The 26,815-nt window shown below is 70.2% G+C and carries 25 protein-coding genes and 1 riboswitch; of the genes, 17 read left to right on the forward strand and 8 right to left on the reverse strand.

The features are described from left to right. Positions 1-153: 153 nt before the first annotated feature. Positions 154-1,269 carry a BMP family lipoprotein gene (locus IM778_RS12335; protein ID WP_194409167.1) on the reverse strand — a complete coding sequence of 372 codons (1,116 nt, stop codon included), beginning with the start codon at positions 1,267-1,269 and terminating at the stop codon, positions 154-156. Between the two features lie 165 nt (positions 1,270-1,434). Next, positions 1,435-2,550, reverse strand: a complete 1,116-nt coding sequence (locus tag IM778_RS12340; protein ID WP_194409168.1) for a mannose-1-phosphate guanylyltransferase — start codon at positions 2,548-2,550, stop codon at positions 1,435-1,437. 115 nt (positions 2,551-2,665) lie between these two features. On the opposite strand from IM778_RS12340, the gene sdhC reads away from it, so the two are divergent. The 9 genes from sdhC to IM778_RS12385 all read left to right on the forward strand — a co-directional run bounded on the left by sdhC (position 2,666) and on the right by IM778_RS12385 (position 11,288). Next, positions 2,666-3,103 carry a succinate dehydrogenase, cytochrome b556 subunit gene (gene sdhC, locus IM778_RS12345; protein ID WP_194409169.1) on the forward strand — a complete coding sequence of 146 codons (438 nt, stop codon included), beginning with the start codon at positions 2,666-2,668 and terminating at the stop codon, positions 3,101-3,103. Further along, positions 3,103-3,552, forward strand: coding sequence for a succinate dehydrogenase hydrophobic membrane anchor subunit (locus IM778_RS12350; protein WP_194409170.1), 450 nt, complete (start codon positions 3,103-3,105; stop codon positions 3,550-3,552). Before sdhC ends, IM778_RS12350 begins: the two co-directional genes overlap by 1 nt. A gap of 40 nt (positions 3,553-3,592) precedes the next feature. Continuing rightward, positions 3,593-5,395, forward strand: a complete 1,803-nt coding sequence (sdhA, locus tag IM778_RS12355) for a succinate dehydrogenase flavoprotein subunit (RefSeq protein WP_194409171.1) — start codon at positions 3,593-3,595, stop codon at positions 5,393-5,395. Continuing rightward, entirely contained in the window at positions 5,395-6,195 is an 801-nt protein-coding gene (locus IM778_RS12360) for a succinate dehydrogenase iron-sulfur subunit (protein ID WP_194409172.1), read from the forward strand. The genes sdhA and IM778_RS12360 overlap by 1 nt, the downstream gene beginning before the upstream one ends. A 40-nt stretch (positions 6,196-6,235) precedes the next feature. After that, the gene (locus tag IM778_RS12365) at positions 6,236-7,435 is read left to right on the forward strand and encodes an MFS transporter (protein ID WP_194409173.1); all 1,200 of its coding nucleotides are present in this window, start codon (positions 6,236-6,238) and stop codon (positions 7,433-7,435) included. Positions 7,436-7,445: 10 nt separating this feature from the next. After that, positions 7,446-8,711 (forward strand): YihY/virulence factor BrkB family protein, encoded by a 1,266-nt coding sequence (locus IM778_RS12370; RefSeq protein ID WP_194409174.1) that lies wholly within the window; start codon positions 7,446-7,448, stop codon positions 8,709-8,711. A 30-nt stretch (positions 8,712-8,741) separates the two neighbouring features. Then, positions 8,742-9,590 (forward strand): exodeoxyribonuclease III, encoded by an 849-nt coding sequence (locus IM778_RS12375; RefSeq protein WP_194409175.1) that lies wholly within the window; start codon positions 8,742-8,744, stop codon positions 9,588-9,590. Between the two features lie 86 nt (positions 9,591-9,676). Next, a complete protein-coding gene (gene trpS / locus IM778_RS12380; RefSeq protein WP_194409176.1) occupies positions 9,677-10,681 on the forward strand; it encodes a tryptophan--tRNA ligase in 1,005 nt (334 codons plus the stop codon). 43 nt (positions 10,682-10,724) lie between these two features. Next, the gene (locus IM778_RS12385; RefSeq protein WP_194409177.1) at positions 10,725-11,288 is read left to right on the forward strand and encodes a GNAT family N-acetyltransferase; all 564 of its coding nucleotides are present in this window, start codon (positions 10,725-10,727) and stop codon (positions 11,286-11,288) included. Positions 11,289-11,666: 378 nt separating this feature from the next. Here IM778_RS12385 and IM778_RS12390 read toward each other — a convergent pair whose 3' ends face one another. Beyond that, positions 11,667-12,518 (reverse strand): endonuclease domain-containing protein, encoded by an 852-nt coding sequence (locus IM778_RS12390; RefSeq protein ID WP_228484530.1) that lies wholly within the window; start codon positions 12,516-12,518, stop codon positions 11,667-11,669. Between the two features lie 257 nt (positions 12,519-12,775). Between IM778_RS12390 and IM778_RS12395 the strand changes: the two genes are divergently transcribed. Next, the gene (locus IM778_RS12395; RefSeq protein ID WP_194409178.1) at positions 12,776-13,636 is read left to right on the forward strand and encodes an Fpg/Nei family DNA glycosylase; all 861 of its coding nucleotides are present in this window, start codon (positions 12,776-12,778) and stop codon (positions 13,634-13,636) included. 154 nt (positions 13,637-13,790) lie between these two features. Here IM778_RS12395 and glpK read toward each other — a convergent pair whose 3' ends face one another. Next, the gene (gene glpK, locus IM778_RS12400; RefSeq protein WP_194409179.1) at positions 13,791-15,329 is read right to left on the reverse strand and encodes a glycerol kinase GlpK; all 1,539 of its coding nucleotides are present in this window, start codon (positions 15,327-15,329) and stop codon (positions 13,791-13,793) included. Positions 15,330-15,411: 82 nt separating this feature from the next. Next, entirely contained in the window at positions 15,412-17,184 is a 1,773-nt protein-coding gene (locus tag IM778_RS12405; RefSeq protein ID WP_194409180.1) for a glycerol-3-phosphate dehydrogenase/oxidase, read from the reverse strand. A gap of 132 nt (positions 17,185-17,316) precedes the next feature. Beyond that, positions 17,317-17,494, forward strand: a riboswitch (FMN riboswitch). A 64-nt stretch (positions 17,495-17,558) separates the two neighbouring features. On the opposite strand from IM778_RS12405, the gene ribD reads away from it, so the two are divergent. From ribD to IM778_RS12430, 5 genes are all read left to right on the forward strand, one after another. After that, positions 17,559-18,635, forward strand: a complete 1,077-nt coding sequence (gene ribD, locus IM778_RS12410) for a bifunctional diaminohydroxyphosphoribosylaminopyrimidine deaminase/5-amino-6-(5-phosphoribosylamino)uracil reductase RibD (protein WP_194409181.1) — start codon at positions 17,559-17,561, stop codon at positions 18,633-18,635. Beyond that, positions 18,635-19,357, forward strand: coding sequence for a riboflavin synthase (locus tag IM778_RS12415; protein ID WP_194409182.1), 723 nt, complete (start codon positions 18,635-18,637; stop codon positions 19,355-19,357). Before ribD ends, IM778_RS12415 begins: the two co-directional genes overlap by 1 nt. Then, positions 19,354-20,628 (forward strand): GTP cyclohydrolase II, encoded by a 1,275-nt coding sequence (ribA, locus tag IM778_RS12420; protein WP_194409183.1) that lies wholly within the window; start codon positions 19,354-19,356, stop codon positions 20,626-20,628. The genes IM778_RS12415 and ribA overlap by 4 nt, the downstream gene beginning before the upstream one ends. Then, positions 20,625-21,101: a 6,7-dimethyl-8-ribityllumazine synthase gene (ribH, locus tag IM778_RS12425; protein ID WP_194409184.1), complete on the forward strand. Its 477-nt coding sequence runs from the start codon at positions 20,625-20,627 to the stop codon at positions 21,099-21,101. The genes ribA and ribH overlap by 4 nt, the downstream gene beginning before the upstream one ends. A 68-nt stretch (positions 21,102-21,169) precedes the next feature. Next, a complete protein-coding gene (locus IM778_RS12430) occupies positions 21,170-21,523 on the forward strand; it encodes a Fe-S protein (protein WP_194409185.1) in 354 nt (117 codons plus the stop codon). Between the two features lie 61 nt (positions 21,524-21,584). Here the strand turns inward: IM778_RS12430 and IM778_RS12435 are convergent, their stop codons facing one another. Genes IM778_RS12435 through IM778_RS12445 form a run of 3 tightly spaced genes read right to left on the reverse strand, consistent with a single transcriptional unit; the run spans position 21,585 to position 24,222 of the window. Then, on the reverse strand, positions 21,585-22,391 hold the full coding sequence (locus IM778_RS12435) for an ABC transporter permease (RefSeq protein ID WP_194411866.1): 807 nt from the start codon (positions 22,389-22,391) through the stop codon (positions 21,585-21,587). An 8-nt stretch (positions 22,392-22,399) separates the two neighbouring features. Further along, positions 22,400-23,284, reverse strand: a complete 885-nt coding sequence (locus IM778_RS12440; RefSeq protein WP_194409186.1) for an ABC transporter permease — start codon at positions 23,282-23,284, stop codon at positions 22,400-22,402. Beyond that, positions 23,281-24,222, reverse strand: coding sequence for an ABC transporter ATP-binding protein (locus IM778_RS12445; protein ID WP_194409187.1), 942 nt, complete (start codon positions 24,220-24,222; stop codon positions 23,281-23,283). The genes IM778_RS12440 and IM778_RS12445 overlap by 4 nt, the downstream gene beginning before the upstream one ends. Positions 24,223-24,425: 203 nt before the next feature. Between IM778_RS12445 and IM778_RS12450 the strand changes: the two genes are divergently transcribed. Both IM778_RS12450 and IM778_RS12455 read left to right on the forward strand, forming a co-directional pair. Then, on the forward strand, positions 24,426-24,641 hold the full coding sequence (locus IM778_RS12450; protein WP_194409188.1) for an AsnC family protein: 216 nt from the start codon (positions 24,426-24,428) through the stop codon (positions 24,639-24,641). A gap of 25 nt (positions 24,642-24,666) precedes the next feature. Further along, positions 24,667-26,676: an ABC transporter ATP-binding protein gene (locus tag IM778_RS12455; RefSeq protein WP_194409189.1), complete on the forward strand. Its 2,010-nt coding sequence runs from the start codon at positions 24,667-24,669 to the stop codon at positions 26,674-26,676. Positions 26,677-26,815 lie beyond the last annotated feature (139 nt).

Raw genomic sequence — 26,815 nt, forward strand, 5'->3', positions numbered from 1 at the left:
GGCCGCGGCACCACATGTCCCTGCGGCCGCGGCACCATATCCCTCCGGCCGCGGGTCGCTCCATCCCCGCGCGGGGGCGCGGGGCGGTGCGGGCCGGAAGAACGCGGCCGGGTGGAGATCCACCCGGCCGCGTCGCGTGATGTTGCGCGCGCCTTACGGCGAGCTGGGCGAGGTCACCTCGAGCTCACCCGAGATGATCTGCTCCTGCAGCGCTGCGAGCTCGTCGAGCAGACCCTCGGGCAGCTGCGACTCGAACGCGCCGAAGCTCGACAGGCCGACGCCCTCGTTCTCGAGCGTGCCGACGTACGGCGTGACATCGAAGTCACCCGTCGACGCCTCCAGGGTGGCCTGGTAGACGGCCTCGTCGATGCGCTTCATGATCGACACCAGCACCAGGTCGGCCACCGACGGGTCGGCGACGGCGAGGTCGGAGTCGACACCCAGCATGACCGTGCTCGAGCCGCCGTCGGTGATGGCGTCGCGCGCACTCTGGTAGATCGGGCCGCCGACCGGCAGGATGACGTCGACGCCCTGGTCGAGGATGCCCTGGGCGGTCTGCTTGGCGGTGTCGTTCGCGTCGAATCCGCCCGTGAACGATCCGTCCTGCTCGGCGACGTCCCAGCCGAACGTCTCGACCGCGGCGCCCTTGTCTTCGTTGTACTTCTCGACGCCGTCGACGAAGCCGTCCATGAAGATCGTCACCGGCGGGATCGGGATGCCGCCGAACGTGCCGACCTTGTTGACGCCGGCGTTCGCCGACCACGCGGCAGCGGCGTAGCCGCCGAGGTACGCGGCCTGCACGGTGTCGAACATGAGGGGCTTGATGTTGGGCGCGTCGGACTCGCCGTCGAAGTCGGCGTCTGCCCAGTCATCGATGATCGCGTAGCTCACCTCGGGGTTCGCGGTGGCCGACGCGATCGTGTCGGCCGAGAGCTTGAAGCCCACCGACACGATGAAGGTGCAGCCCTCGGCGATGAGGTTCTCGAGGTTGGGGCCGTAGTCGTTGGCGGACGCGGACTCGACCTCGATCGGCGTGACGCCGAGCTCGTCGGCGGCGCGCTCCATGCCCTCGAGGGCCGACTGGTTGAACGACTTGTCGTTGAAGCCGCCGTCGTCCGAGACGAGGCAGGGCGTGAAGCCTTCGACGACGTCCCCGGCGTCGCCGGTCGGGTCGGTCTCCTCCGGGGCGGAGCCGCAGCCCGCGAGGGCCAGAGCGATGCTCGCCGCGGCGGCGACGCCGGCGAGCTTCTTGGTGCGTGAGATGGTCAACTCAGCCTCCACTAGATCGCCCCGCGTCCTTCACGGGGACTGCACAAAGTTACCCACTGTGACGAAGCAGTTGCATACTTGCGGAACCCGCAGGGCCGAAAGGTTACAAAGACGCAATACAGCCGTCATCGGGAGATCGGATGCCGCGGCTCGCGGCATCCCGTGTCAGAGCACTTCGCCGCGCCCGCTGAGCTTGAGCGCGTCGACGACGCCCTTGACCCGCTGGGCATGCTCGCTGGTCGTCACCAGCAGCGCGTCCTCGGTGTCGACCACGACGATGTCGCGCACGCCGATGAGGCTGATCACGCGGCCCGTCTGGCTGACGACGATGCCGCTCGCGGCGTCCGAGAGGATGCGGGCGTTCTCACCGAGGATCGCCAGGTCGTTCTTGCGTCCGCCGGAGTTGAGTTTGGCCAGGCTCGCGAAGTCACCCACGTCGTCCCAGTCGAAGTGCCCCGGGATGACGGCCAGACGGCCCTTGGCGGCTGCGGGCTCGGCCACCGCGTAGTCGATGGCGATCTTCGTCAGCGTCGGCCACACCCGGTCGACGACCGGGCCGCGCGCATCGCGGTCGTCCCACGCCTCGGCGAGGTCCATGAGACCCGCGTGGAGCTGCGGCTCGTTCTGCGCGATCTCGCCCAGGAGGACGTCCGCCCGCGAGATGAACATGCCGGCGTTCCACAGATAGTTGCGGTCGGCGAAGTACTCCTTCGCGGTGTCGAGATCGGGCTTCTCGACGAAGCTCTTCACCAGCGCCGCCTCCGGCGCCCCGTCCACGGAGAGGGCGTCGCCCTTGCGGATGTAGCCGAACCCGACCGAGGGCTCCGAGGGCTGGATGCCGATCGTGCAGATGTAGCCGTCGCGCGCGGTCGCGACCGCCTGCCGCACCGCCCAGTCGAACAGCTGGGGCACGCGGATGACGTGATCGGCCGCGAACGAGCCGATGATGACATCGGGCTCTCGGCGGACCAGGACAGCGGCGGCGAGGCCGATGGCGGCGGTCGAGTCGCGGGGCTCGGACTCGAGGAAGACGTTCTTGTCGGCGATGCCGGGAAGCTCCTTCTCCACGGCGGCGCGGTGCGCGCGCCCCGTGACGACCGAGATGCGGTCGGCCCCCGCCAGCGGTTCGAGGCGGTCCCACGTGTCGCGCAGCAGCGTCTGACCGGAGCCGGTGAGGTCGTGCAGGAACTTGGGGGCATCGGCGCGAGACAGCGGCCACAGCCGGCTGCCGATCCCCCCGGCGGGGATGACGGCGTAGAAGTCCTCGATGGGTCCTGACATGCCACTCAGGCTATCCCGGCCCCCAGGATCCTGCCGAGTGAGGCCGCCCTTCGTCGCCGCGCACGAAATGCAGGAATAGGATGAACGGCACAGGCTTCAATCAGGGAGGACGGCCGTGTCTGCACCAGCACGCGTCACACCGTCGGTATCCGAGACCACTTCCCGAGTCCCCCGCGGCACCCTGTACCGCGGGAACGAGGGCATGTGGTCGTGGGTGCTGCACCGCATCACCGGCATCGCGATCTTCTTCTTCCTGCTGGTCCACGTGCTCGACACCGCGCTGATCCGCGTGGCCCCCGAGGCCTACGACGCGGTCATGAGCACGTACAAGAACCCGATCATGGGTCTCGGCGAGGTCGTGCTCGTGGGCGCCATCGCGTACCACGCCTACAACGGCCTGCGCATCATCCTGGTCGACTTCTGGCCGTGGGCGACTCGTCACCAGCGTCAGCTGTGGTGGGGCGTCATCGGCCTGTTCCTCGTCACGATGATCCCCTTCACCGTGCGCCACCTCTCGAACGTGTTCGCGTACGGCTGGGGAGGAGAGCACTGATGACCATCGCCGACCCCCGCGCTCCCCGCACCGCCGTCCGCCGCAAGGGACCCAACCTCGAGAAGTGGGGCTGGATCTACATGCGCATCTCGGGCGTGGCGCTGGTCGTGCTCATCTTCGGCCACCTGTTCGTCAACCTCATGCTCGGCGAGGGCATCCACGCGCTGGACTTCGCATTCGTCGCCGGCAAGTTCGCGACACCGTTCTGGCAGTGGTGGGACGTGCTGATGCTGTGGCTGGCGCTGATCCACGGCGCCAACGGCATGCGCACGATCGTCAACGACTACGTGACCCATGAGGGCACCCGCCGCGTGCTGGTGTGGGCACTCTGGCTCGCCGCCGGGTTCCTGATCCTGCTCGGCACGCTGGTGGTCTTCACGTTCGACCCGTGCATCCCCAACCTGAGCGACGGCAGCGTGCTCGCCGAGTTCTGCAGCGCGCAGGGCTGAGCGCACCCACGAGGCAAGAGACAACCGAGGCAATCCACACGTGACAACTCAGACCGCGGACTCCTACGTCAAGGACGGCGTCCACTACCACCAGTTCGACATCGTCATCGTGGGCGCCGGCGGCGCCGGGATGCGAGCGGCCATCGAAGCCGGGCCGGGTGCCCGCACGGCCGTCATCACGAAGCTCTACCCGACCCGCTCGCACACCGGTGCGGCGCAGGGAGGCATGGCGGCGGCACTCGCCAACGTCGAAGAGGACTCGTGGGAGTGGCATACCTTCGACACCGTCAAGGGCGGCGACTACCTCGTCGACCAGGACGCGGCCGAGATCCTCGCCAGAGAGGCGATCGACGCCGTCATCGACCTCGAGAACATGGGCCTGCCGTTCAACCGCACGCCCGAGGGCAAGATCGACCAGCGTCGCTTCGGCGGTCACACCGCCGACCACGGCAAGACCCCCGTGCGCCGCGCGTGCTACGCCGCGGACCGTACCGGCCACATGATCCTGCAGACGCTGTTCCAGAACTGCGTGAAGCTCGGCATCAACTTCTTCAACGAGTTCTACGTGCTCGACCTGATCACGGTCGGCGAGGGCACGGACAAGCAGATCGCCGGCGTCGTGGCGTACGAGCTGGCGACCGGTGACCTGCACGTCTTCCAGTCGAAGGCCGTCATCTTCGCCACCGGCGGCTTCGGCAAGATCTTCAAGACGACCTCGAACGCGCACACCCTCACCGGCGACGGCGTCGGCATCATCTGGCGCAAGGGCCTGCCGCTGGAAGACATGGAGTTCTTCCAGTTCCACCCGACCGGCCTCGCCGGGCTCGGCATCCTGCTCACCGAAGGCGCCCGCGGCGAAGGCGCGATCCTGCGCAACGCGTCGGGCGAGCGGTTCATGGAGCGCTACGCGCCGACCATCAAAGACCTGGCGCCGCGCGACATCGTCAGCCGCTGCATGGTGCAGGAGGTCGCCGAAGGCCGCGGCGCCGGACCGCACCGCGACTACGTGCTGCTGGACTGCACCCACCTGGGCGCCGAGGTGCTCGAGACGAAGCTCCCCGACATCACCGAGTTCGCGCGCACGTACCTCGGCGTCGATCCGGTGGTCGAGCCGGTGCCGGTCATGCCCACCGCTCACTACGCGATGGGCGGCATCCCCACCAACAACGACGCGCAGGTGCTCAGCGACAACACCACCGTCGTGCCGGGCCTGTACGCGGCGGGCGAGTGCGCGTGCGTGTCGGTGCACGGCTCGAACCGTCTCGGCACCAACTCGCTGCTCGACATCAACGTCTTCGGCAAGCGCGCCGGCCGCAACGCGGTCGAGTACGTCAAGACCGCCGAGTTCGTGCCGCTGCCCGAGGACCCCGCCGCCGAGGTCCGGAACCTGATCGAGGGCCTGCGCAACAACCAGGGCACCGAGCGCATCGCCGTGCTGCGCAAGACGCTCCAGGACGAGATGGACCGCAAGGCCCAGGTGTTCCGCACCGAGGAGTCGCTCGGCGAGGTGCTCGAGGTGATCTCCGAGCTGCGCGAGCGGTTCAAGAACATCCACGTCGACGACAAGGGCAAGCGGTTCAACACCGACCTGCTCGAAGCGGTCGAGCTCGGGTTCCTCCTTGACATCGCGGAGGTCGTCGTGGTGACCGCGCGCAACCGCAAGGAGAGCCGCGGCGGGCACATGCGCGACGACTTCCCCAAGCGCGACGACGAGAACTACATGCAGCACACGATGGCGTACCTCTCGGGCGACGCCGGCTCGTCGAAGGCCGACGACCACATCCGCCTCGACTGGAAACCGGTCGTCATCACCCGCTACCAGCCGATGGAGAGGAAGTACTGATGGCGACCTCGGTCACCGACGTCATCGAGCGCACCGACGCCGACGCTCCCGCGCGTGCCAGCGAGGCCGCGAACGACACCGGCATCCAGTCGTTCCTGGTCACCTTCATCATCCGCCGCTTCGACCCCGAGGTCGACGAGGAGCCGCGCTGGGTCGACTACGACGTCGAGCTGTACTCGACTGACCGCGTGCTCGACGCGCTGCACAAGATCAAGTGGGAGGTCGACGGCTCGCTGACCTTCCGCCGCTCGTGCGCCCACGGCATCTGCGGCTCGGACGCGATGCGCATCAACGGCCGCAACCGGCTCGCGTGCAAGACGCTCATCAAAGACCTCGACATCTCGCAGCCGATCTACGTCGAGGCGATCAAGGGCCTGCCCCTCGAGAAGGACCTCGTCGTCGACATGGAGCCGTTCTTCGCGTCGTACCGCGAGGTCCAGCCGTTCCTGATCGCCGGCTCGAAGCCCGAGCCCGGCAAGGAGCGCATCCAGTCGATCGTCGACCGCGAGGTGTTCGACGACACCACCAAGTGCATCCTGTGCGCCGCCTGCACCTCGTCGTGCCCGGTGTTCTGGACCGACGGGCAGTACTTCGGCCCCGCCGCGATCGTCAACGCCCACCGATTCATCTTCGACTCGCGCGACGACGCCGGCGACGTGCGTCTCGACATCCTCAACGACAAGGAGGGCGTGTGGCGCTGCCGCACGACCTTCAACTGCACCGAGGCGTGCCCCCGCGGCATCGAGGTGACGAAGGCCATCGCCGAGGTCAAGCAAGCCGTCTTGCGCGGACGCCCGTAGGGCACCGTGCGTGGGCGAGTCGCAACGAGGCGATGAGCGGATGCCGCAGCCCGCGGTCCTCGACGGCGCGCGCGCCGCGCGCCTCGCCGTCACCGGTGCGTACGTCGCGCAGGGACTCGGCTACGCCGTCATCGTCACCTCGCTCCCCGCGCTCAAGGCCCGCCAGGGCGTCGATGACACCGTGGTGTCGCTCCTGGTGCTCGGCGTCGCGCTCATGGCGGCGGCCGGTTCCGTGGTGGCCAACGCCGTCGCGGTCCGATTCGGCAGCCGCGCAGCGCTGACGCTCGGACTCCTCGTCCAGGCGGCGGCGCTCCCGCTGATCGCCGTCCCGACGCCGTTCCCTCTGTTCGCCGCGGCGTTCGGGCTGTTCGGCGTCGGCCTCGGCTGCGTCGACGCGTCGGCGGCGATGCAGGGAGTCGCCGTCCAGCGCGCGTACGGCCGGCACCTCCTCGGCGGCCTGTTCGCCGCCGCGACGGCGGCCGCGATCGCCGGTGCGCTGCTGGTGTCGGCGGTCGCGGCATCCGCCCTCGCCGCCGGCATCGCGCTCGTCTGCGCCGCCGCGGTCGCGCTGGTGGCCGGACTCGTCGTCGCCCGGCTCGGAGCGCGCGAGGTGCCCGTCGACGAGGCGCTGCCGCCCGCCGAGCGAACGAGGCTCCCCCGCGCCGGAATCTGGGTGTTCGGGCTGGTGATCCTGGCGGTCTTCGTCGCCGACTCGGCGGTGAGCACGTGGAGCACCGTCTACCTGCAGGACGACCTCCACGCGCTGACGTGGGTGGCCCCGCTCGGCTACGCGGTCTATCAGGCCGTCGTGCTCGTGACGCGCCTGGTGACGGACCGCCTGATCCCGGCCATCGGCCGGCGCCGGCTCGTCGCGATCGCCGCCGTCGCGTCGGCCATCGGGTGCGCCGTCGTCGCGCTCGTGCCCGTGCCGGGGGCCGCGATCGCCGGCTTCGCCCTCGCGGGCGTGTCGGCGGGAGCGCTGATCCCGGTGACCTTCGGGGCCGCGGGCGAGCTCGACCGAATGCACAGCGATCAGGTGATCGCGCGCGTCAATCTGTTCAACTACGCCGGCGCGATCATCGGCGCGGTCGTCATCGGACTGCTCGCCGACGGCCCCGGGCTCGGCATCGCGTTCCTGCTCCCCGCGGTGGCGCTGGCGGCGGTCCTTTTCGCGGTGCCTCGCTTCCGCACTCGCCCGGATGCCGCGCCGGCGCGCGAGTCGGTGACCGAAGGTCGCTAGTCTTTCTCCCGTGACCGACGCCCGCCGCCCGCACTCTCGCGATGTCGCGCAGGCGGCCGAGCGCGAGGAGCAGAAGCTCCGCGCGCGCTGGGAGCTGGAGGAGGAGCACCTCCACGATCGTTTCGAGGCGCCGCTGAGCAAGGCTTCGGCCCTCACGCGGCTCACGCTCGCCTGGTTCCCGATCCGGGTGTGGCGCCACTTCCTCCGGCACAACGGGTTCCTCCTCGCCGCCGGTGTGAGCTATCAGGCGCTGTTCGCCACCTTCGCCGGCATCTACGTCGCCTTCGCGATCGCGGGGCTGTGGCTCGGCGGCAGCCCGCAGGCGATCAACGGCCTGATCGACCTCATCAACACGTACATCCCCGGCCTCATCAGCGACCAGGGTGGCCTGTTCACGCCGGCGCAGGTGACGGAGATCGCCACCAGCAACGCCGGCGTCCTCGGCATCACGGGCGTCGTGGCCCTCGGAACCCTCATCTGGACGGCGATCGGCTTCGTCACCTACACGCGCCGCGCCGTGCGCGACATCTTCGGGCTGCCGCCCGATCTGCGCAGTTACTTCTACCTGAAGGCCCGCGACTTCGTCGGCGCCGTGCTCTTCGCCGCCGGGCTGCTCCTCGGCTTCGTCGCGACCTCGATCGGCACGTGGGCGCTCACGCTGGTCTTCTCGTGGTTCGGATGGACCGACACCTCCGGCGTGTACGCGATCGCGACGCGCATCGGCACCATCGTCATCTCGTTCGTCATCTTCTCCGGCGCGCTCGGGGCCCTCATCCGCTTCCTCACCGGCACGAGGCTGCCGTGGCGGCGCATCTGGCCCGGCGCCCTCCTCGGCGGCGGCGCGATCACCGTGCTGCAGCTGTTCACGGGCTGGCTCTTCGTCTACACGCCGTCCAATGTCCTGCTCGCGACGTTCGCGATCTTCGTCGGGCTGCTGCTGTGGTTCCGCATCATCGGCATCATCATGCTGGTGGCCGCTGCCTGGATCGCCGTCGCCGCCAACGACGACGACGTGCCTCTTCTCCCGCAGACCGAGGCCGAGCGTCTCGCGAAGGAGCACGAGGCGCTCCTGATCGCCGCCCAGGTGCGGCTGCGCACAGCACAGCGGGCCCGCGCCGAAGCGCCCTGGTATCGCACCTGGAGCGCAGACCGGGCTGTGAGCGCCGCGCGTCAGGAGCTCGCGCAGGTCCAGGCATCCGCCCCGCCGCCGGTCGCCCCGGCGAAGCCCGCCGTGACGAAGGCGAAGGTCAGGTCGAACGGAGCCCGGAACCGCTGAGTGTCGGCGGCGGCGGATAGTCTGGCGGGCGTGTCTCGTCGTGTTCGCATCGCCTCTGTCAACGTCAACGGAATCCGCGCGGCCACGCGCAAGGGCATGCTCGAGTGGCTCGACGCCGCCGACATCGACGTGATGGCCCTGCAGGAGGTCCGCGCCACCGAAGAAGAGCTGCGTACGGCGCTCCCGGGCTGGGACGTCGTCAACGACGAGGCGCTCTCGAAGGGGCGGGCCGGCGTGGCCGTGGCCAGCCGCCTGCCGTTCGTCGACGTGCGGCGTGTACTCGGGCCCGAGCCGCTGGACTCGGCGGGCCGATGGATCGAGGCCGACTTCGACATCGACGGCGAGCGGCTGATCGTGGTGAGCGCCTACGTGCACACCGGCGAGGCCGACACGCCGAAGCAGGACGCGAAGTGGGCGTTCCTCGACGCGATGGAGAAGCGGATGCCGCAGCTCGCGGCCGCATCGCCGCTCGCGCTCGTGATGGGCGACCTCAATGTCGGCCACCGCGAGCTCGACATCCGCAACTGGAAGGGCAACGTCAAGAAGGCCGGGTTCCTCCCCCGCGAGCGGGCGTACTTCGACCGGTTCTTCGGCGAGGCGGGCGCTCCCGTGACGGCGGTGGACGGCTCCGTGGGCACAGGACTCGGGTGGGTCGACGTGGGACGCCGCTTCCACGGGGACATCGACGGCCCCTACACGTGGTGGTCGATGCGCGGACGCGCCTTCGACAACGACACCGGCTGGCGGATCGACTACCATCTGGCCACGCCGGCCCTGGGTGAGCGCGTCGCCGACTACCGCGTCGTCCGGGCGCCGTCCTGGGACACGCGGTGGAGCGACCACTCCCCCGTCGTCGCGGACTACACGATCGGCCGCTGAGCGCGGGGTCCGCGCCGGACTGATCGCGTCGGGCTCGCCGTCGTCGCCGGGCCGAGGCATCCGTCGTTCGCGAATAGGATCGTCGGGTGAGCAAATCGCGCTTGTACTCCGGCATGCAGCCCTCCGCCGACTCCCTCCAGATCGGCAACTACATCGGGGCACTGATGCAGTGGCGCGATCTGCAGGAGTCCTTCGACGCGTACTTCTCGGTCGTCGACCTCCACGCCCTGACGCAGCCGAACGACCCTGCCGAGCTGCGGGAGAAGACGCGGCGCACCGCGGCGCAGTACATCGCGGCAGGCATCGAGCCGGCGAAGTCGACGCTGTACGTGCAGTCCCACGTGCCCGCGCACGCCGAGCTCGCCTGGATCCTTTCGACGGTCACCGGCTTCGGCGAGGCCGGGCGCATGACGCAGTTCAAAGACAAGTCGCAGCGCTACGGCGCCGACTCCACCTCGGTGGGCTTGTTCACCTACCCGGTGCTCATGGCCGCCGACATCCTGCTGTACCAGACCGACATCGTGCCGGTCGGCGACGACCAGAAGCAGCACGTCGAGCTCACGCGCGACCTCGCCGAGCGCTTCAACAGCCGCTACGGCAAGGCGTTCCAGGTGCCGATGCCGGTCATCCAGCAGGAGACCGCGCGCATCTACGACCTGCAGAACCCGACCGCCAAGATGTCGAAGTCGGCGGAGTCCGACGCCGGCGTACTGTGGCTGCTCGACGACCCCGCGGTGTCGGCGAAGAAGATCATGCGCGCGGTGACCGACTCCGAGGGCTCGGTGCGCTACGACCGCGAGGCCAAGCCCGGCGTCTCGAACCTGCTGGTGATCTACGCCGCGCTGACCGGCCGGCAGATCCCGGCGATCGAGGACGAGTACGCCGGCCGCGGGTACGGCGACTTCAAGAAGGGGCTCGCCGAGGTCGTGGTGAACGAGTTCGGCCCGGTGCGCGAACGCGCGCTCGAGCTGCTCGCCGACCCGGCCGAGCTGGACCGGGTGCTCGCGGCCAACGCCACGCGCGCCGAGGCGGTCGCGAACCGCACTCTGGCCGACGTCTACGACAAGGTCGGCCTGCTCCGCCGCGTCTGACGTTCCACGCAGGGCGGGCGCGCCGAGCCGCTAGCGTGGACGGATGGAACCCATGGTTCTGCGCACCGCGCGGCTCGAACTCTCGCTGCCGGTGGAGGCCGACGTCGACGCGATCTACGACGCGTGCCAGGATGCCGAGACCCAGCGCTACACGACGGTTCCATCGCCGTACGAACGCACGCACGCCGAAGAGTTCGTACCGAAGGTCGCCGCCGATTGGGAGAGCGGCGCGCATCTGACGTGGGCGATGCGCGAGGGATCCGTGCTCGCCGGCATGATCGGGCTGTACCGTCTCGACGGCCGCGGCGCGGGCGAGCTCGGGTACTGGGTCTCGCCGTGGTCGCGGCGCCGCGGGCTGCTCACCGAGGCGGCGCGCGCCGTGATCGACTGGGGCTTCTCGGCCGAGGGGCTCGGACTCACCCGGATCAGCTGGCGCGCGGTTGTCGGCAACATCGGGTCGGCGCGCGCCGCGCGCACGCTCGGGTTCCGCTACGAAGGCACGATGCGCCAGGCGCTCGTCGGCTCGCAGGGCCGCGACGACGGCTGGATCGCCGGTCTGCTAGCCACCGACGATCGGTCCCCGCAGCCCTGGCCCATCCTCGACTGACCCCCGCGGCGCGGCGCCTCCGGAGCCGTGCGGTACCACCCGTCGTGTGCCACAACTCCGCCTCGAGAGGAAGGTGCCCGGGGTCGACCACCGAAAGGCAACCGGGCACGATGACCTGACATCGGGTTCAGGCGGAGTTGCGACACGGGTCGCACGCGGCGTCTGCGGCTCAGATGACGGCGACGGATGCCGCACCCGCCGCGGCCGGGCAGCCCTCGGCCCGCCCGTCCCACCCTGAACCGGGCCACAACTCCGCCTGGGCTCCACCGCGCACCCGCGACTGCCCGGAACCACCGCCCGCCCGCCGACCTGTTCCCCGATTCAGGTGGAGTTGGTGTTCGGGGGCGACACGCTTCCGCATGGCGACCGCTGAGCGGTTCAGCGCGTGCGCGTCTCGATGACGCCGCGGAGAGCCGCCTGCACCTGCTCAGGCCGATAGAGGATGTCCTCGGCGGTGAGTCGGAGCACGACGTACCCACGCTGCGCCAGCGCGAGGTCGCGTCGGTAGTCCTTGAGCTGCTGGCCCCAGCTCGCGTGGAACTCCTTGCTGTCGCACTCGATCACGAGCCACCCGTCCACGACGAGGTCGACGCGCCCGATCCCGGCGAACCGCACCTGCGGAACGACCCGACAACCGAGCGCACGTACCCAGAGTCGGACGATGGTCTCGGGTCCGGACTGTGCGCGCCTGTCCACGAGCCGCTCGAGGACGGCGAAACGGCGCGGCAGCGCCTCGAACAGCCGACGGAGGTCCTGCGCGCGGATCAGGTTCTTGTTGAGCGCGCTGTCGATCGTCGCCACCGCGAACCGTGGTGGCTGGCAGAGCACGGCGTGCGCGAGCGCGTCCACTATGGGGACGACCGCCGCCGCCATCTCGACGTCGCCGAGCAGCGGCATCCAGTGCAGCACTTCCCTGCGCGTGCCAATCGGCTGGAGTGGACCGCCCTCGGCCTCGGCAGAGCGCAGCCTGCTCGCTCCGCGCACGACGTGCACGTGCAGCCGGGTGTTCTCGAACACGAACACCCCGAGCAGCTGCAGCAAAGACAGGCAGGTCAGCCGGCCGCCGACGCGAACCGCCTGGCGCACGTCATCCGTCGCCTGACCCGACATGTAGCGGTCGCGACGGACCCGCACGAGCCTGCCCATCGCGAGCGCGTGACGGATGCCGCGCCGACTCATCCCGGTTGCGATGAGGTGAGCGCGGGTCACCGCCTGGTGTTCGTGGAGCACCGCCCCATGGTGGATTCGGCGCGGCCGGGCGAGGGCGGACAGACGCGGATCCGTGGAGAGCGGCCGCCGCAGCGCGGCTGTGGAGGAGCCGTTCGCGCCCTCGTGTGCGCCAGCTCCGCCTGGACTGAAGTGCGGACGCGGGCAGTTCGCGGATCTTCGCGGCTCACCGCGTGCCTCTCGCAAAGCCAGGCGGAGTTGGGGCACGCCCCCCTCACACAGATCCCGCGGGCGTCGGCGGCGCGTGGCAGGATGAGCGCATGCCAGAGATGCCCGAGGTGCAGGGGCTCGTCGACTTCCTCGGCGGCCGCATCACCGGCCTGAGCGTCGTGCGCGCGACGGTCGCGAACATCGCGGCGCTGAAGACCTACGACCCGCCGATCGATGCGCTGAACGGGGCCGAGATCACGGGTGCCGCCCGGCACGGCAAGTTCATCGATCTCACGACGACCGGCCCTCACCTCGTGTTCCACCTCGCGAAGGCCGGATGGCTGCGCTGGTACGACGCGCTGCCACAGACCGTCATCCGCCCCGGCAAGACGCCGATCGCGCTGCGCGTAGCCCTGAGCGACGGATCGGGGTTCGACCTCACCGAGGCGGGCACGAAGAAGTCGCTCGCGGTGTACGTCGTGCGCGATCCCGCGGACGTCCCGGGTGTCGCACGGCTCGGCCCTGACCCCCTCGATGCCGCGTTCTCGCTCGAGACCTTCGCGGCGCTCCTCGAGGGACGCCGCACCCAGATCAAGGGCGTGCTGCGTGATCAGATGATCATCGCCGGCGTCGGCAACGCGTACTCCGACGAGATCCTCCACGCGGCGAAGATGTCGCCGTACGCGCTCGCGTCGTCGCTCTCGCCCGCCGATGTCAGCCGCCTGTACGACGCCATGACCGAGACGCTGACGGATGCCGTGGCCGCGGCATCCGGCAAGCCCCCCGCCGAACTGAAAGACGCCAAACGGCGTGGCATGCAGGTCCACGGTCGCCGCGGCGAGAAGTGCCCGGTATGCGGCGACGAGGTGCGCAGCGTTTTCTTCGCCGACAACTCGCTCGAGTACTGCCCGACCTGCCAGACGGGCGGCAAGATCCTCGCGGATCGGCGCCTGTCGCGGCTGCTGAAGTAGCGCGGGGGGCTTCCGCCGTTTCGTCTCGCTCGTCCCTCGCTCGCTCGACGACCGGCCCGGAAGCCCGGACGCCCGGTCTCGCCCGGCGCTCGCTCAACGACCGGCCCGGAGGCCCGGACGCCCGGTCGTTGAGCGAGCGAAGCGAGACGAAACGCTACGAGCCCGTCGTGCCCATGAGGATGCGCGCGTCGTCGTCGACCCAGTCGAGCGACTTCGACACGGCCTTGCGCCACATGCGGCACCGGCGTTCGCGCTCGTCCTGCGGCATCCGCGGCTCGAAGCGCACATCCTCCCGCCAGTGCGACCGCAGCTCGTCGCGGTCGCGCCACACGCCCGTCGCGAGTCCCGCCGCGTACGCCGCGCCGAGCGCCGTCGTCTCGACGACCTTCGGGCGGACCACCGGGATGCCGAGGATGTCGGCCTGGAACTGCATCAGCAGGTCGTCGCGGGTCATTCCGCCGTCGACGCGCAGCTCGGCCAGCGCGCGGCCGGTGTCAGCGACGACGGCGTCGATGACATCGCGCGTCTGGAAGGCCGTCGACTCGAGGGCCGCCCGCGCGATGTGCGCCTTGTTGACGTAGCGGGTGAGGCCGACCAGGGCCCCGCGCGCGTCGGGGCGCCAGTAGGGGGCGAACAGACCCGAGAACGCCGGAACGAAGTATGCACCGCCGTTGTCGTCGACGGAGGCGGCGAGGGTCTCGACGTCTTCGGAGCGCTGGATGATGCCGAGGTTGTCGCGCAGCCACTGCACGAGGGATCCGGTCACCGCGATCGAGCCCTCGAGCGCGTAGCGTGCAGGCTCGTCGCCGACCCGGTACGCGAGCGTGGTGATGAGCCCGCTGCCGGAGCGCACGATCTCGGTGCCCGTGTTCACGAGCAGGAAGTTGCCGGTGCCGTAGGTGTTCTTCGACTCGCCCGCGTCGAAGGCGGCCTGCCCGAACGTGGCGGCCTGCTGGTCGCCCAGGATCCCCGCGATCGGCACGCCGTCGAGAATCGACGGCAGCTGCGAATGCCCGACGACCTCCGACGACGACCGGATCTCGGGCATCATCGCCCGCGGGATGCCCCAGACCTCCAGCAGCTCGTCCGACCAGTCGAGCGTGCGCAGATCCATGAGCAGCGTGCGCGAGGCGTTCGTGACGTCGGTGACGTGGATGCCGCCGCGCGCGCCCCCGGTGAGGTTCCACACGACCCACGTGTCGGGGGTGCCGAAGAGCAGTTCGCCCGCCTCCGCCGCGGCTCGGGCGCCGGGCACGTTGTCGAGGATCCACGCGATCTTCGAGGCCGAGAAGTACGTCGCGAGGGGCAGGCCGGTCTGCGCCGCGAAGCGGTCGGCGCCGCCGTCGGCGCTCAGCGCGTCGATGCCGGGCTGCGTGCGGGTGTCCTGCCAGACCAGCGCGTTGCGCACCGGCCGGCCGGTGCGCTTCTCCCACACGATCGCGGTCTCGCGCTGGTTGGTCACGCCGATGGCGGCGATGCCGGATGCCGTGACCCCGGCACGCGTGAGGCACGAGGCGATGACCCATTCGGTGTTGGTCCAGATCTCGACAGGGTCGTGCTCGACCCACCCGGCGCGCGGGAAGATCTGCTCGTGCTCACGCTGCGAGACGGCGACCACCGCGCCGTCGGCGTCGAACACGATCGCCCGCGTCGAGGTGGTCCCCTGGTCGATGGCCAGCACGTGGTCGGGCACGGCGTCTCCTTCCTCGGCGGGCCGCGTCGCCCGCGCCGACGGTCGTCCGCTCGCGCGTCGCGCGCCCGAACGTGGGGTCAGGCTATCGCGCAGTCGCCTGGTCGCGTTCCCCGTTCAGCGCCCCCGGGCCGTTCCACGCCGGATCGGCCGCGTGCACGGCGGCGAGCCCCCGCTCGACCTCGGCCGAGACGCGTGCGGCGTCCCAGCCGAGCACCGGCGCGATCGCCTCGGCGACCTCGGTCGCGGCATCCGTCGTCGCCCCGCCGGTGAAGGCGATGCTGGTGCGCCGCATGAGCACGTCGTCGAGGTGCACGACGTCTTCGGTGGCGGCGAGGTGACGCAGTTCGCCACTGCTGTACGCGGGGGCGTGGTCGAGGGGCGCGTCGGCGTCGTCGGCAGCGATCGCGTCGACGACGGATGCCGCCACCGTGCCGTACCGGTCGAGCAGGGCCGCGACGCGGGCGGGCGGCAGGTCGGCCGAGTGCGCGGCGACCCACTGCTGACGCGCTCGCTCCGTGGTGGGGAAGCCGCGGCCACCGCCGATCGGCACACCCTTGGTCGAACGCCGGCGGGGCTGCGACAGCGACGCCAGGGCGCGGTCGGCGAGGTGCTCGGCCGACGCCCGGAACGTCGTCCACTTGCCCCCGACGAGACTGAGCACCTCGGCGTCGCCTCCGGTGAGCGGCTCGGACTCGATGCGGTAGTCCCGCGACACGAACCCCGGGGCGAGATCGCCGTGACCCGGAAGAGGTCGCACGCCCGCGAATCGATGGACGATCTGCGAGCGGTCCACCGGGATCGAGGGCAGCACCTGCGACACGAGGTCGACGAAGTAGTCGACCTCGTCCTCGGTGCACAGGATCGGGTCGCGCATGTCGTGCTCGAGGTCGGTGGTGCCCACCAGCACCCGCCCCTTGAGCGGGTAGATGAGCACGATCCGGCCGTCCTCGTTCTCGAAGAACAGCTCGCGCCCGCCGGTCGCGGCCAGCAGCTCGGGGTGGTCGAGCACGATATGCGACCCCTTCGTCCCGCCCATGTACCGGGTGGGGTCGCCGAGCGCGAGGTTGGTGAGGTCTGTCCACGGGCCGCTGGCGTTGATGACGACGGATGCCGCGAACGGCGTCTCGGCGCCGGTCACGGCATCCTGGATCACGACCCGGCCGTCCTGCACGCCGACGGCCGCGGCGTAGTTGGCGGCGCGGGCCCGGTCACCCCCTGCGGCGAGCCCGTCGCGCAGCACGTCGAGCGCGAGACGCTCCGGGTCGTGGAGGGAGGCGTCCCAGTACGTCGCGGTGTACTTCACCTCGGGGTTCAGCATCGGCAACTGCGCGAGCGACCGCTTGCGCCCGTGGAAGGTGTGACGGGGCACCGTCCCCTTGTGCAGCAGCCCCCCGCCCCGCGAGAACGAGTCGTAGATCACGAGTCCGACCTTGATGAGCACCGCGCCCCGCTCTCGCGGCCTGCCCGCACCGTGACGGAGGAATCGCAGCGGCGCCGAGAGCACGCCCGAGAAGGTGGCGAAGATCGGGATCGTCGTCTGCAGCGGGCGGACGTAGTGCGGGGCCATGCGCAGCAGCGCGTTGCGCTCGGTCACGGCCTCGTGGACGAGCCGGAACTCGCCGTTCTCGAGGTAGCGGATGCCCCCGTGGATCATGTGCGACGACGCTGCCGAGGCGCCGCTCACGAAGTCGCCGCGCTCGACCAGGGCGACATCCACGCCCTGCATCGCCAGGTCGCGGAAGGTCGCGAGCCCATTGATGCCGCCGCCGATGATCAGCACCTCGGCGTACGGCCGTCGCGTCAGTCGATCGAATCCGCGCCTCGGCCCGGCCGATTCGCGTTGTGCCGTGGTCATCGCCTCACCGTCCCCTCCCCCAGGCTACGTCGCCGCGCCGACATCGGGTCGCGCGCCGCGCGTGGCTCCCGACTTCATTCGCAGACATGGAATGAATCGCCGGATGCCGCGTTGATTAGACTCGTGAGCATCAACGTGCTCCGGGGTCGGTGAGAATCCGAACCGGCGGTGACAGTCCGCGAGCCAAGGCATCCCGCTCTTCCTGAGAGGGTCGCTGCGGCCGATCCGGTGGAATTCCGGAACCGACGGTGATGCGACAGAGGTCTGAACCACGATCTCTGCCGCTAGTCCGGATGGGAGGCAGCACGGGCGGCGTCTATCGCGCCGCCGGCTTCCCGTGCCCCGGAGCGTCCAGAACGAGACGAGGGGCAGGAATGGCGAGCACGGCCGAGCACGACGCGATGCGTCGCGCACTGGCGATCGCCCGCAACGGCCCGCGCGGCGTGAACCCGCAGGTCGGCGCCGTCCTGCTGTCGCCGGATGGTCGCGTGCTCGCCGAAGGCTGGCATCGCGGCGCCGGGACCCCGCACGCCGAGGTCGACGCCCTGTCGAAGGCCTCCCCCTCCGACGTCCGCGGAGCGACCGCCGTCGTCACCCTCGAGCCCTGCAACCACACCGGACGCACCGGCCCCTGCTCGGAGGCGCTCATCGCCGCCGGGGTCGCACGCGTCGTGTATTCGATCTCCGACCCGGGTGCACGCTCCTCGGGGGGCGGCGAGCGTCTGCGCGACGCGGGAGTGGAGGTCGAGTCCGGCCTCCTCGCACACGAGGCCGAGGAGCTGCTGGACACGTGGCTGACGGTGCAGCGGCTGGGTCGCCCGCACGTCACCGTCAAATGGGCGCAGAGCCTCGACGGCCGCGCCGCGGCCGCGGACGGGACGAGCCGGTGGATCACCGGGCCGGTGGCCCGCGACGACGTGCACCGTCGTCGCGCCGCGTCGGATGCGATCGTCGCAGGCATCGGCACCGTGCTCGCCGACGACCCCGCGCTCACCGCGCGCGCCACGGACGGCGGGCTGCTCGCTCACCAGCCGGTGCCTGTGGTGCTCGGGGCCCGCGAGGTTCCGGGTGCGGCCGTGGTGCGCCGCCACCCCCGACCGTTCCTGCAGTACCGGGGCGACGACCTGCGCGCGATACTCCAGGACCTCGGATCGCGGGGGGTGCAGCGCGTCTTCGTCGAAGGCGGCCCTGCCGTCGCGGCCTCGTTCGTGCGCGAGGGGCTCGCCGACGAGCTGCTCGTCTACGTGGCACCGATGCTGCTCGGCGGCGACATGCTCGCGCTGCGCGACATCGGAGTGCCGACGATCGCGCAGGCACGTCGGCTCGTCGTGTCGAGCGTCGACACCCTCGGAGACGATCTGCTCATCGTCGCCACGCCCGCGCGGGCGGAGGCGGCCGCCGCAGGGCTGCGATCCGCCGCCTCGCAGGCACTGCAAGAAGGAGAAGGCTGATGTTCACCGGAATCGTGGAAGAGATCGGCGAGATCACCGCCGTCGAGCCGTCAGGGGACGGCGTGCGCGTGACCGTGCACGGGCCGAAGGCGGTGGCGGATGCCTCGCACGGCGACTCCATCTCGGTCAGCGGCGTGTGCCTCACCGTCGTGGACCAGGGCGAGGAGTGGTTCACCGCCGACGTGATGAAGCAGACGCTCGACATGTCGACCCTGACCGCTGTCGCGGCGGGCCGCGCGGTCAACCTCGAGCGGGCCACCGCGGCGCACGGACGCCTGGGCGGCCACATCGTCCAAGGGCACATCGACGGCACCGGAGTCCTCCTCGAGGTGCGCCCCGGTGAGCAGTGGCGCGTGCTGCGCATCTCGCTGCCGGCCCACCTCGCCCCGCTCGTCGTCGACAAGGGTTCGATCGCCGTGGACGGCGTCTCCCTGACCGTGAGCGCCGCCAGCCCCGCCCCTCTCGCAGCCTCGGCTGCCGAGGACGAGGCGTGGTTCGAGGTGTCGCTCATCCCCGAGACCCTCACCGCCACGACGCTCGGCGGCCTGGCGCCCGGCGACCGCGTGAACCTCGAGACCGACATCCTCGCCCGCCACGTGCAGCGGCTGCTTGCTTTCGCGGCTCCGGCCGCACCCGCGCCCCGTGAGACCTCGCTCGAGGCTCCGGTCGCATCTGGACTCCCCGCGGCCTCGGCCGCTCCGACGGAAGGAGGCTCCGAATGAGCCTTGCCACGATCCCCGAGGCCATCGAGGCGCTGCGCGCCGGTCGGCCCGTCATCGTCGCCGATGATGAGAACCGTGAGAACGAGGGCGACGTCGTGCTCTCGGCCGAGCTGGCGACTCCCGAATGGATCGCGTGGACGGTCCGCTGGACCAGCGGCTTCCTGTGCGCCCCGATGCCCGCCGATTGGGCGGACCGTCTCGATCTGCCGCCGATGGTCGAGAACAACGAAGACACACGCGGAACCGCCTACACCGTGAGCGTCGACGCCGCCGACCGGATCTCGACCGGCATCAGCGCCGTCGACCGAGCGCACACGCTCAACGTGCTCGCCGATCCTGCGTCGACGCCGCTGTCGGTGATCCGCCCGGGGCACGTCCTTCCGCTTCGCGCCGTCGACGGCGGCGTCCGCGAGCGGGCGGGCCACACCGAGGCCGCGGTCGAGCTCATGCGGCTCGCCGACCTCGCACCGGTCGGCGTCATCGGCGAGGTCGTCGCCGATGACGGCAGCATGATGCGACTGCCCGGCCTCGAGGAGCTCGGCGCAGAGTACGAGATCCCGGTGATCACGATCGAGCAGCTGGTCGCCTACCTCGACGAGAACGCGCCCTGCGATCCCGCCGTGCGCAGCGGTCACAAGCGCCGCGTCAGCCTCCGCGCCGAGGCCCGCGTTCCCACGTCGCACGGCGAGTTCCGCTTCCTGGCGTACAAGGACCGCGTCACCGGCACCGACCACATCGCGGTCGTCTCGGGCGATCTCACCACTGCTCCGCTCGTGCGCGTGCACTCCGAATGCCTGACCGGCGAGGCGTTCGGCTCGCTCAAGTGCGAGTGCGGGCCGCAGCTGGATGCCGCGCTCGACGCGATCGAGCAGGACGGCGGCGTCGTGATCTACATGCGCGGGCACGAGGGCCGGGGCATCGGCCTCATCAACAAGCTGCGCGCGTATTCGCTGCAGGAGCGCGGCCTCGACACCGTCGACGCCAACCTGGCGCTGGGACTTCCGGCCGATGCCCGCGACTACGCCGCGGCCGCCGGCATCCTCGCCGACCTCGGCATCGACAAGGTGCGGCTGCTGACGAACAACTCCGACAAGGTCAACCAGCTGCGCGACCTGGGCCTCGATATCGTCGAGCAGGTCCCGCTGCTGGTCGGCGTGGGCCCGAACAATCACCAGTACCTGGCGACCAAGCGCGACCGCATGGGTCACATCATCGCCGAGGAAGACCTCGCCGATGCGCTCGCCCAGATGCACGAAGGAGCCGAGCGTTGAGCGGCAAGGGAGCACCCCAGATCAGCGGCACCGTCGACGGCACCGGCCTCGACATCGTCGTCATCGCCGGCGAGTGGCACGAGCAGATCACCGCCGGGCTCATTGCGGGGGCGCAGCGCGCGCTCGACGCCTCGGGCGCCACGTGGCGACTGGTGCGCGTGCCCGGCTCGTTCGAGCTGCCGGTCGTCGCGAAGGCCGCCTTCGACGCCGGCGCCGACGCGGTGGTGGCGCTCGGCGTCATCATCCGCGGCGGCACGCCGCACTTCGAGTTCGTCTCGTCGGCCGCCACCGACGGTCTCACCCGGGTCGCCCTCGACACGGGCAAGCCCGTCGGCTTCGGAGTGCTGACCCTGGACGACGAGGCGCAGGGCATCGCGCGAGCCGGGCTGCCCGGCTCGGAGGAGGACAAGGGCCACGAGGCGGCCGACGCCGCGATCCGTACCGCACTCCTGCTCCGCGATCTGCGAGGCTGACGCGCGCCGGACGTGGGTGAGGCACGCCTGGGTGGCGGCCTGCACGGCTTGGTCCTAGCGTGGCGATCATGGAAATCCTTCGCCACGTCGTCCTGCTCGTCCACCTCGTCGGATTCGCGATCCTGTTCGGCGCCTGGGTCGTCGAGGCGGTCAACGGCAAGCACCAGATCACGCGCCTCATGCACTGGGGACTCGCGATCGCCGGCATCGCCGGCCTGATCCTCGCCGCCCCGTGGGGAACCGATGCCGACTTCAACTACGCCAAGATCGGCACGAAGCTCGTGATCCTCGTCGTCATCGGCGCGCTCCTCGGGATCGGCGCCGGCCGCCAGCGCAAGACCGGCAAGGTCCCCGGCGGCATCTTCTGGTCGATCGGCATCCTGACGCTCGTGAACGCGGGCATCGCCGTCCTCTGGCGCTGACACACGGAACACCGACGGATGCCGCGGCACAGCGTGCCGCGGCATCCGTCGTCTTCGCTCATCAGTCGAGGAAGAGGGCGCGCAGGCGCTTCGTCGTGAAGACGAGCCCGATCGCGATCATCACGACGAAGTAGAGCACATGGAGCCACATCGCGGGGGTGAGGATCCCCGTGGTGAATCCGCGCACGAGCTCGACGCCGTGCCACAGCGGGAACGCCATGATGATGCCCTGCACCCAGTCCGGGTAGATCGAGATCGGGTACAGCGTCGCCGAGAACAGGAACATCGGCAGCAGCACGAAGTTGATCCAGTCCATGTGCTGGAAGGTCTTCATGTAGCTCGTGACCGCCATGCCGAGGCTCGCGAAGCCGAACGCGATGAGCAGCACCGAGGGGATCGCGAGGATCGCCGTCCACGCGAGGTTCAGCCCGAGGATCTGCATGATGATCATGAAGCCGGTCGCGTAGACCAGGCCGCGCAGCAGCGCGTAGAGGATCTCGCCGAGAGCGACGTCGAGCGGGCCGAGCGAGGTCGCCAGCATGCCCTCGTAGAGCTTGCCGTAGTTGAGCTTGAAGAAGACGTTCCACGTCGAGTCGTAGATCGCGCCGTTCATCGCCGAGACGGCGAGCAGTGCGGGCGCGATGAACGCGGCATACGAGACCTCGACGCCGCTCGAGGTCTGCACGTCGCCGATGATCGAACCGAGGCCGATGCCCATCGAGGCGAGGTAGAAGACCGGCTCGAAGAAGCCGGAGAGCACCACGACCCAGCTCGACGACCGCGCCGCGATGAGCCCGCGCTGCACGACCGACTGCGGGTTGCCCGCCCACAGCGCCCGCACGCTGCCGGCGCGCGTCGGCGCGTCCATGGTGACGGTCACTTCGCGAGCCTCCTCTCGAACAGGCGACGGGCGACGATGAGGCCTCCGATCGTGAGGACCAGCAGGTACACGAGGTGCACCGCGATCATGAGCGGAGCGACCTCCTTGCCGTACGTGACGACGCGTCCGAGCTCGGTGGCGTGCCACAGCGGCGAGATCCAGCCGATCCACTCCAGCCAGTCCGGAAGGTTCGAGAGCGGATAGAACGTGCCCGAGAAGAGGAACATCGGCATGAAGATGAACCTCTGCACGAGCGCGAACTGCCCCTTGTCGTCTTCGATCGTCGCGGCGTATGCCATGAGGGGAATACCGAACGAGAGCCCGGCGAGCAGGCCGATCGGCATCGAGAGCCACGCGGTCGCGGGGGTGAGCGCCTCGGGTTGCAGCCACGCGAAGAACAGCGCGATGAAGACGAAGTACAGCGCGACCGTGAGACCCATGCGCGCGCCCGCGCCGGCGACGACGCCGTTCGCGATCTGGCCCGACGACAACGGCGACGCGTTGAATCCGTAGAAGTACCGTCGCCACTTGAAGCCCGACATCACCGGGTAGGTGAACTCCTCCGACGCGACCGCGATCGCGGAGGTCATGAGCAGGGCGGGGGCCACGAACACGAGGTACGGCACCGTCTGCCCGCCGTCGTCGATCGGTGCGTCGATGAGCGCCGCGAGCCCGACCGCCAGCCCGAGCAGATACAGCACGGGCTGCCCGAGCGCGCCGACGATGATCGTCCAGCCGTACGCGCGCATCGCGCGCACCATGTGCTCGGTGACGTACCACGTGCCGCGGGCGCGCGGTTTGCGCCCCCACTCCATCGCCTCGTCGCGCAGCGCGTCGAGCGACGCCTCGGCGGTCGCCGAGCGCTCCCGGGAATCGCTCATTCGATCAGCGACCTTCCGGTCAGCCGGAGGAACACGTCCTCGAGGCTGGAGCGGCGCACCAGGCTCGTGAGCGGGTGCAGGCCACGGTGCGTGACCTCTTCGAGCGCGGCCTCGCCGTTGTGCGTGTACACCAGCACACGATCGGGCAGCACCTCGACGCGGTCGCCGATGCCCTGCAACCGCTCGGCGACGGCGGCGTTGCGGTCCGAGCCGAAGCGCACCTCGAGCACCTCGCGGCTGGAGTGCTCGCGGATGAGCGACGCGGGCGTGCCCTCGGCCATGATCCGCCCCTTGTCGACCACGACGAGCCGGTCGCACAGCTGCTCGGCCTCGTCCATGTAGTGCGTCGTGAGCACGAGCGTCGTGCCGCGCTCCTTGAGGCGGAACAGGCGATCCCACAGCACGTGGCGGGCCTGCGGGTCCAGACCCGTGGTCGGTTCGTCGAGCAGCAGGATGCGGGGGTCGTTGATCAGGCCGCGTGCGATCGTCAGGCGCCGCTTCATGCCGCCCGACAGCTGGTCGACCTTGCTCTTCGCCTTGTCTTCGAGCTGCGCGAATGCGAGCAGCTCGTCGGCCTTCTCGGCGCACACCCTGCCGGGCAGGCCGAAGTAGCGGCCGTAGACGTAGAGGTTCTCGCGCGCGTTGAGCTCGCCGTCGAGATTGTCCTGCTGGGGCACGACGCCCAGGCGAGAGCGGATCTCGGGCCCGTACCGATCGGGGTCGAGCCCGAGGATCGACAGGTCGCCGCCGGTGCGCGTCGAGACCGCGCCGATCATCTTCATCGTCGTGGACTTGCCCGCGCCGTTGGGTCCGAGCAGGCCGAACGACTCGCCCGGCGCGACCTCGAACGAGAGGCCGTCGACGGCGACGAAGTCGGGCTTGCCCTTGACCTTATAGGCCTTGAAGAGGTTCTTCGCATCGATCACGGGGGCGGGCACCGGACTACCCTAACGCCCGCCCGCGACACCCCGGCCCACCTCTCCCCCGGCCGCCGAGCGAGCGCATCCCCCGGCCGTCGAGCGAGCGCGGCGACCGGGATCGGGGTACGTCAACCTCAGTTGACGTTCCGCAGTCACGTCAACTACGGTTGACGGCGACGGATGCCGCGACCGCGGCATCCGGATCGACCGAGGAGCGAGCGATGAGCGGGGACGACATCCGCACCCTGATCGGAGCGGCGGGCGAGCGCGAGCCGCTCGCAGAGCTGCACCGTCTCGCCGACGTTCGGCGCGAGCTCGCCCGTGCCGAAGAGGTGCAGGTGCGCAAGGCGCGCAACCTCGGCTTCTCGTGGCAGGCCATCGCGAGCGCCCTGGGCGTGAGCAAACAGGCCGTCCACAAGAAGTACGGTCGAAGGTAAGCCCCTTCACGAACGAGGTAGAACCATGTCCTCCGCCGAAACCGCCGAAGACCCCGCGCCCGAGTCCACCCGGGGCCGCGGCATCCGCCGCCGGAAGACCGACGACGGACCCCGCGCCACGTTCGGGCAGTTGCTGCCGTTCCTGTTCGAGCACAAGCGCACCCTCGTCGTCGTCTCGGTGCTCAGCGTGTTCGGGGCGGTCGCGACACTCGTGCAGCCGCTCCTGGTCGGGCAGGTCATCGAGCGCGTGCAGACCGAGCTGCCGCTCGGGTGGCTGCTGTGGGCGCTGGTCGGCTTCGTCGTCGCGTCGTCGCTGATCACGGCGTGGCAGCACTATCTGCTGCAGCGCACCGGCACCGCCGTGGTCTATTCGAGCCGACGCCGGCTGATCTCGCGGATCCTGCACCTGCCGATCAGCGAGTTCGACGCGCGCCGCACCGGCGACCTCGTCTCACGCGTCGGCAGCGACACGACGCTGCTCTATGCCGCGCTCACGCAGGGCCTGGCCGATGCGATCGGCAACGCGCTCCTCTTCGCCGGCGCGCTCATCGCTATGGCCCTCATCGACTGGGTGCTGCTGGCGATCATCGTGGTCGTGATCGGCGTCTCGGTGCTCGGGGTCACCGCCCTCAGCGGTCGCATCCGCACGGCGTCGACCGAGCAGCAGGAGAAGGTCGGCGAGCTCGCCTCGGGCGTGGAGCGCGCGGTGGGCTCGATCCGCACGGTGCGCGCCGCGGGCGCGACCGAGCGCGAGGTGGCGTCGGTCGCGGAGCGGGCGAGCGACGCGTATCGCGTCGGCGTGCGGATCGCGAAGGTCTCGGCGCTCGTCGTGCCGATCGCCGGCGTGGCGCTGCAGGTGTCGCTGCTCGTCGTGATCGGATTCGGCGGGTTCCGCGTCGCGACGGGCGCGATCACGATCGCGAGCCTGGTGATGTTCATCATGTTCCTCTTCATGCTCATCGCACCGCTCGGCTCGTTCTTCGGCGCGATCACCTCCGTCAACCAGGCGCTCGGCGCGCTCGGTCGCATCCAGGAGGTGCTCGACCTCCCCAGCGAGGAGCAGGACGACGCCGCGATCGCCGCGACCGTTCGAGCGACGGATGCCGTCGGCTCGACGCGCGCCGACGGGAGAGCTGATCCGGCCGGTGCACCGCTGAGCTCGGCGGATACCCCCACCCCGGCGCCGGCGATCGAGTTCCGCGACGTGCGGTTCCGGTACCCGGAGGCCGTCCTGCGGGCACGGCGCAAGGCCGAATCCGAGGCGCTCGCGCTCCTTGAGAACGCACATGTCGACACCTCGGCGCTGGCACTGCCCGACGTCACGCCGTCGGGCATGGACCACGATCCCAGCGACGGAGAGGTGCTGCGCGGGGTGTCGTTCGCGGTGCCGCGCGGCTCGCGCGTCGCACTCGTCGGACCCTCGGGTGCCGGCAAGAGCACGACCCTCGCACTCATCGAGCGGTTCTACGACCCGACCGGCGGCGCGGTTCTCCTCGACGGGAACGACGTCCGCACGATCGATCGCGCCGGACTGCGCGCACAGCTGGGGTACGTCGAGCAGGACGCCCCCACCCTGGCCGGAACACTCGGCGACAACCTGCGACTGGCCTCACCTGAGGCATCCGACGACGAATGCGAGGCCGTGCTCCGCGCCGTCAACCTCGGCGATGTCCTCGACCGGAACCCGCTCGGGCTCGACGCTCCCGTCGGCGAGAGCGGCGTCATGCTGTCGGGAGGCGAGCGCCAGCGGCTCGCGATCGCACGCGCCCTGCTCGCGGCGCCGCCGATCCTGCTGCTGGACGAGTCGACGTCCTCGCTCGACGGCCTCAACGAGCAGCGCATGCGCGACGCGATCGACGCGGTCGCCGCAGGCCGCACGCTCATCGTGATCGCCCACCGCCTCTCGACCGTCGTCGACAGCGACCACATCGTGGTGATGGACCACGGCCGCGTGGTCGGTCAGGGCACGCACTCCGAACTGGTGGAGTCGACGCCGCTCTACCGCGAGCTCGCGAGGCACCAGCTGCTGGTCTGACGAGCATCGAGCGCCGGATGGGATGACGAGGATCCCATCCGGCGCTCGCGTGACACTCCTTGTTCTTGCCGTGACCCACCGGGCTGCCGAAGCTGAACATCGTGCCACCGAAGGAGTACGACGCTCCGCTGGTCTCGTC

Origin of the sequence: Microbacterium cremeum (assembly GCF_015277855.1) — a bacterium.
In the GTDB taxonomy this organism is placed as follows: Bacteria; Actinomycetota; Actinomycetes; order Actinomycetales; family Microbacteriaceae; genus Microbacterium; species Microbacterium cremeum.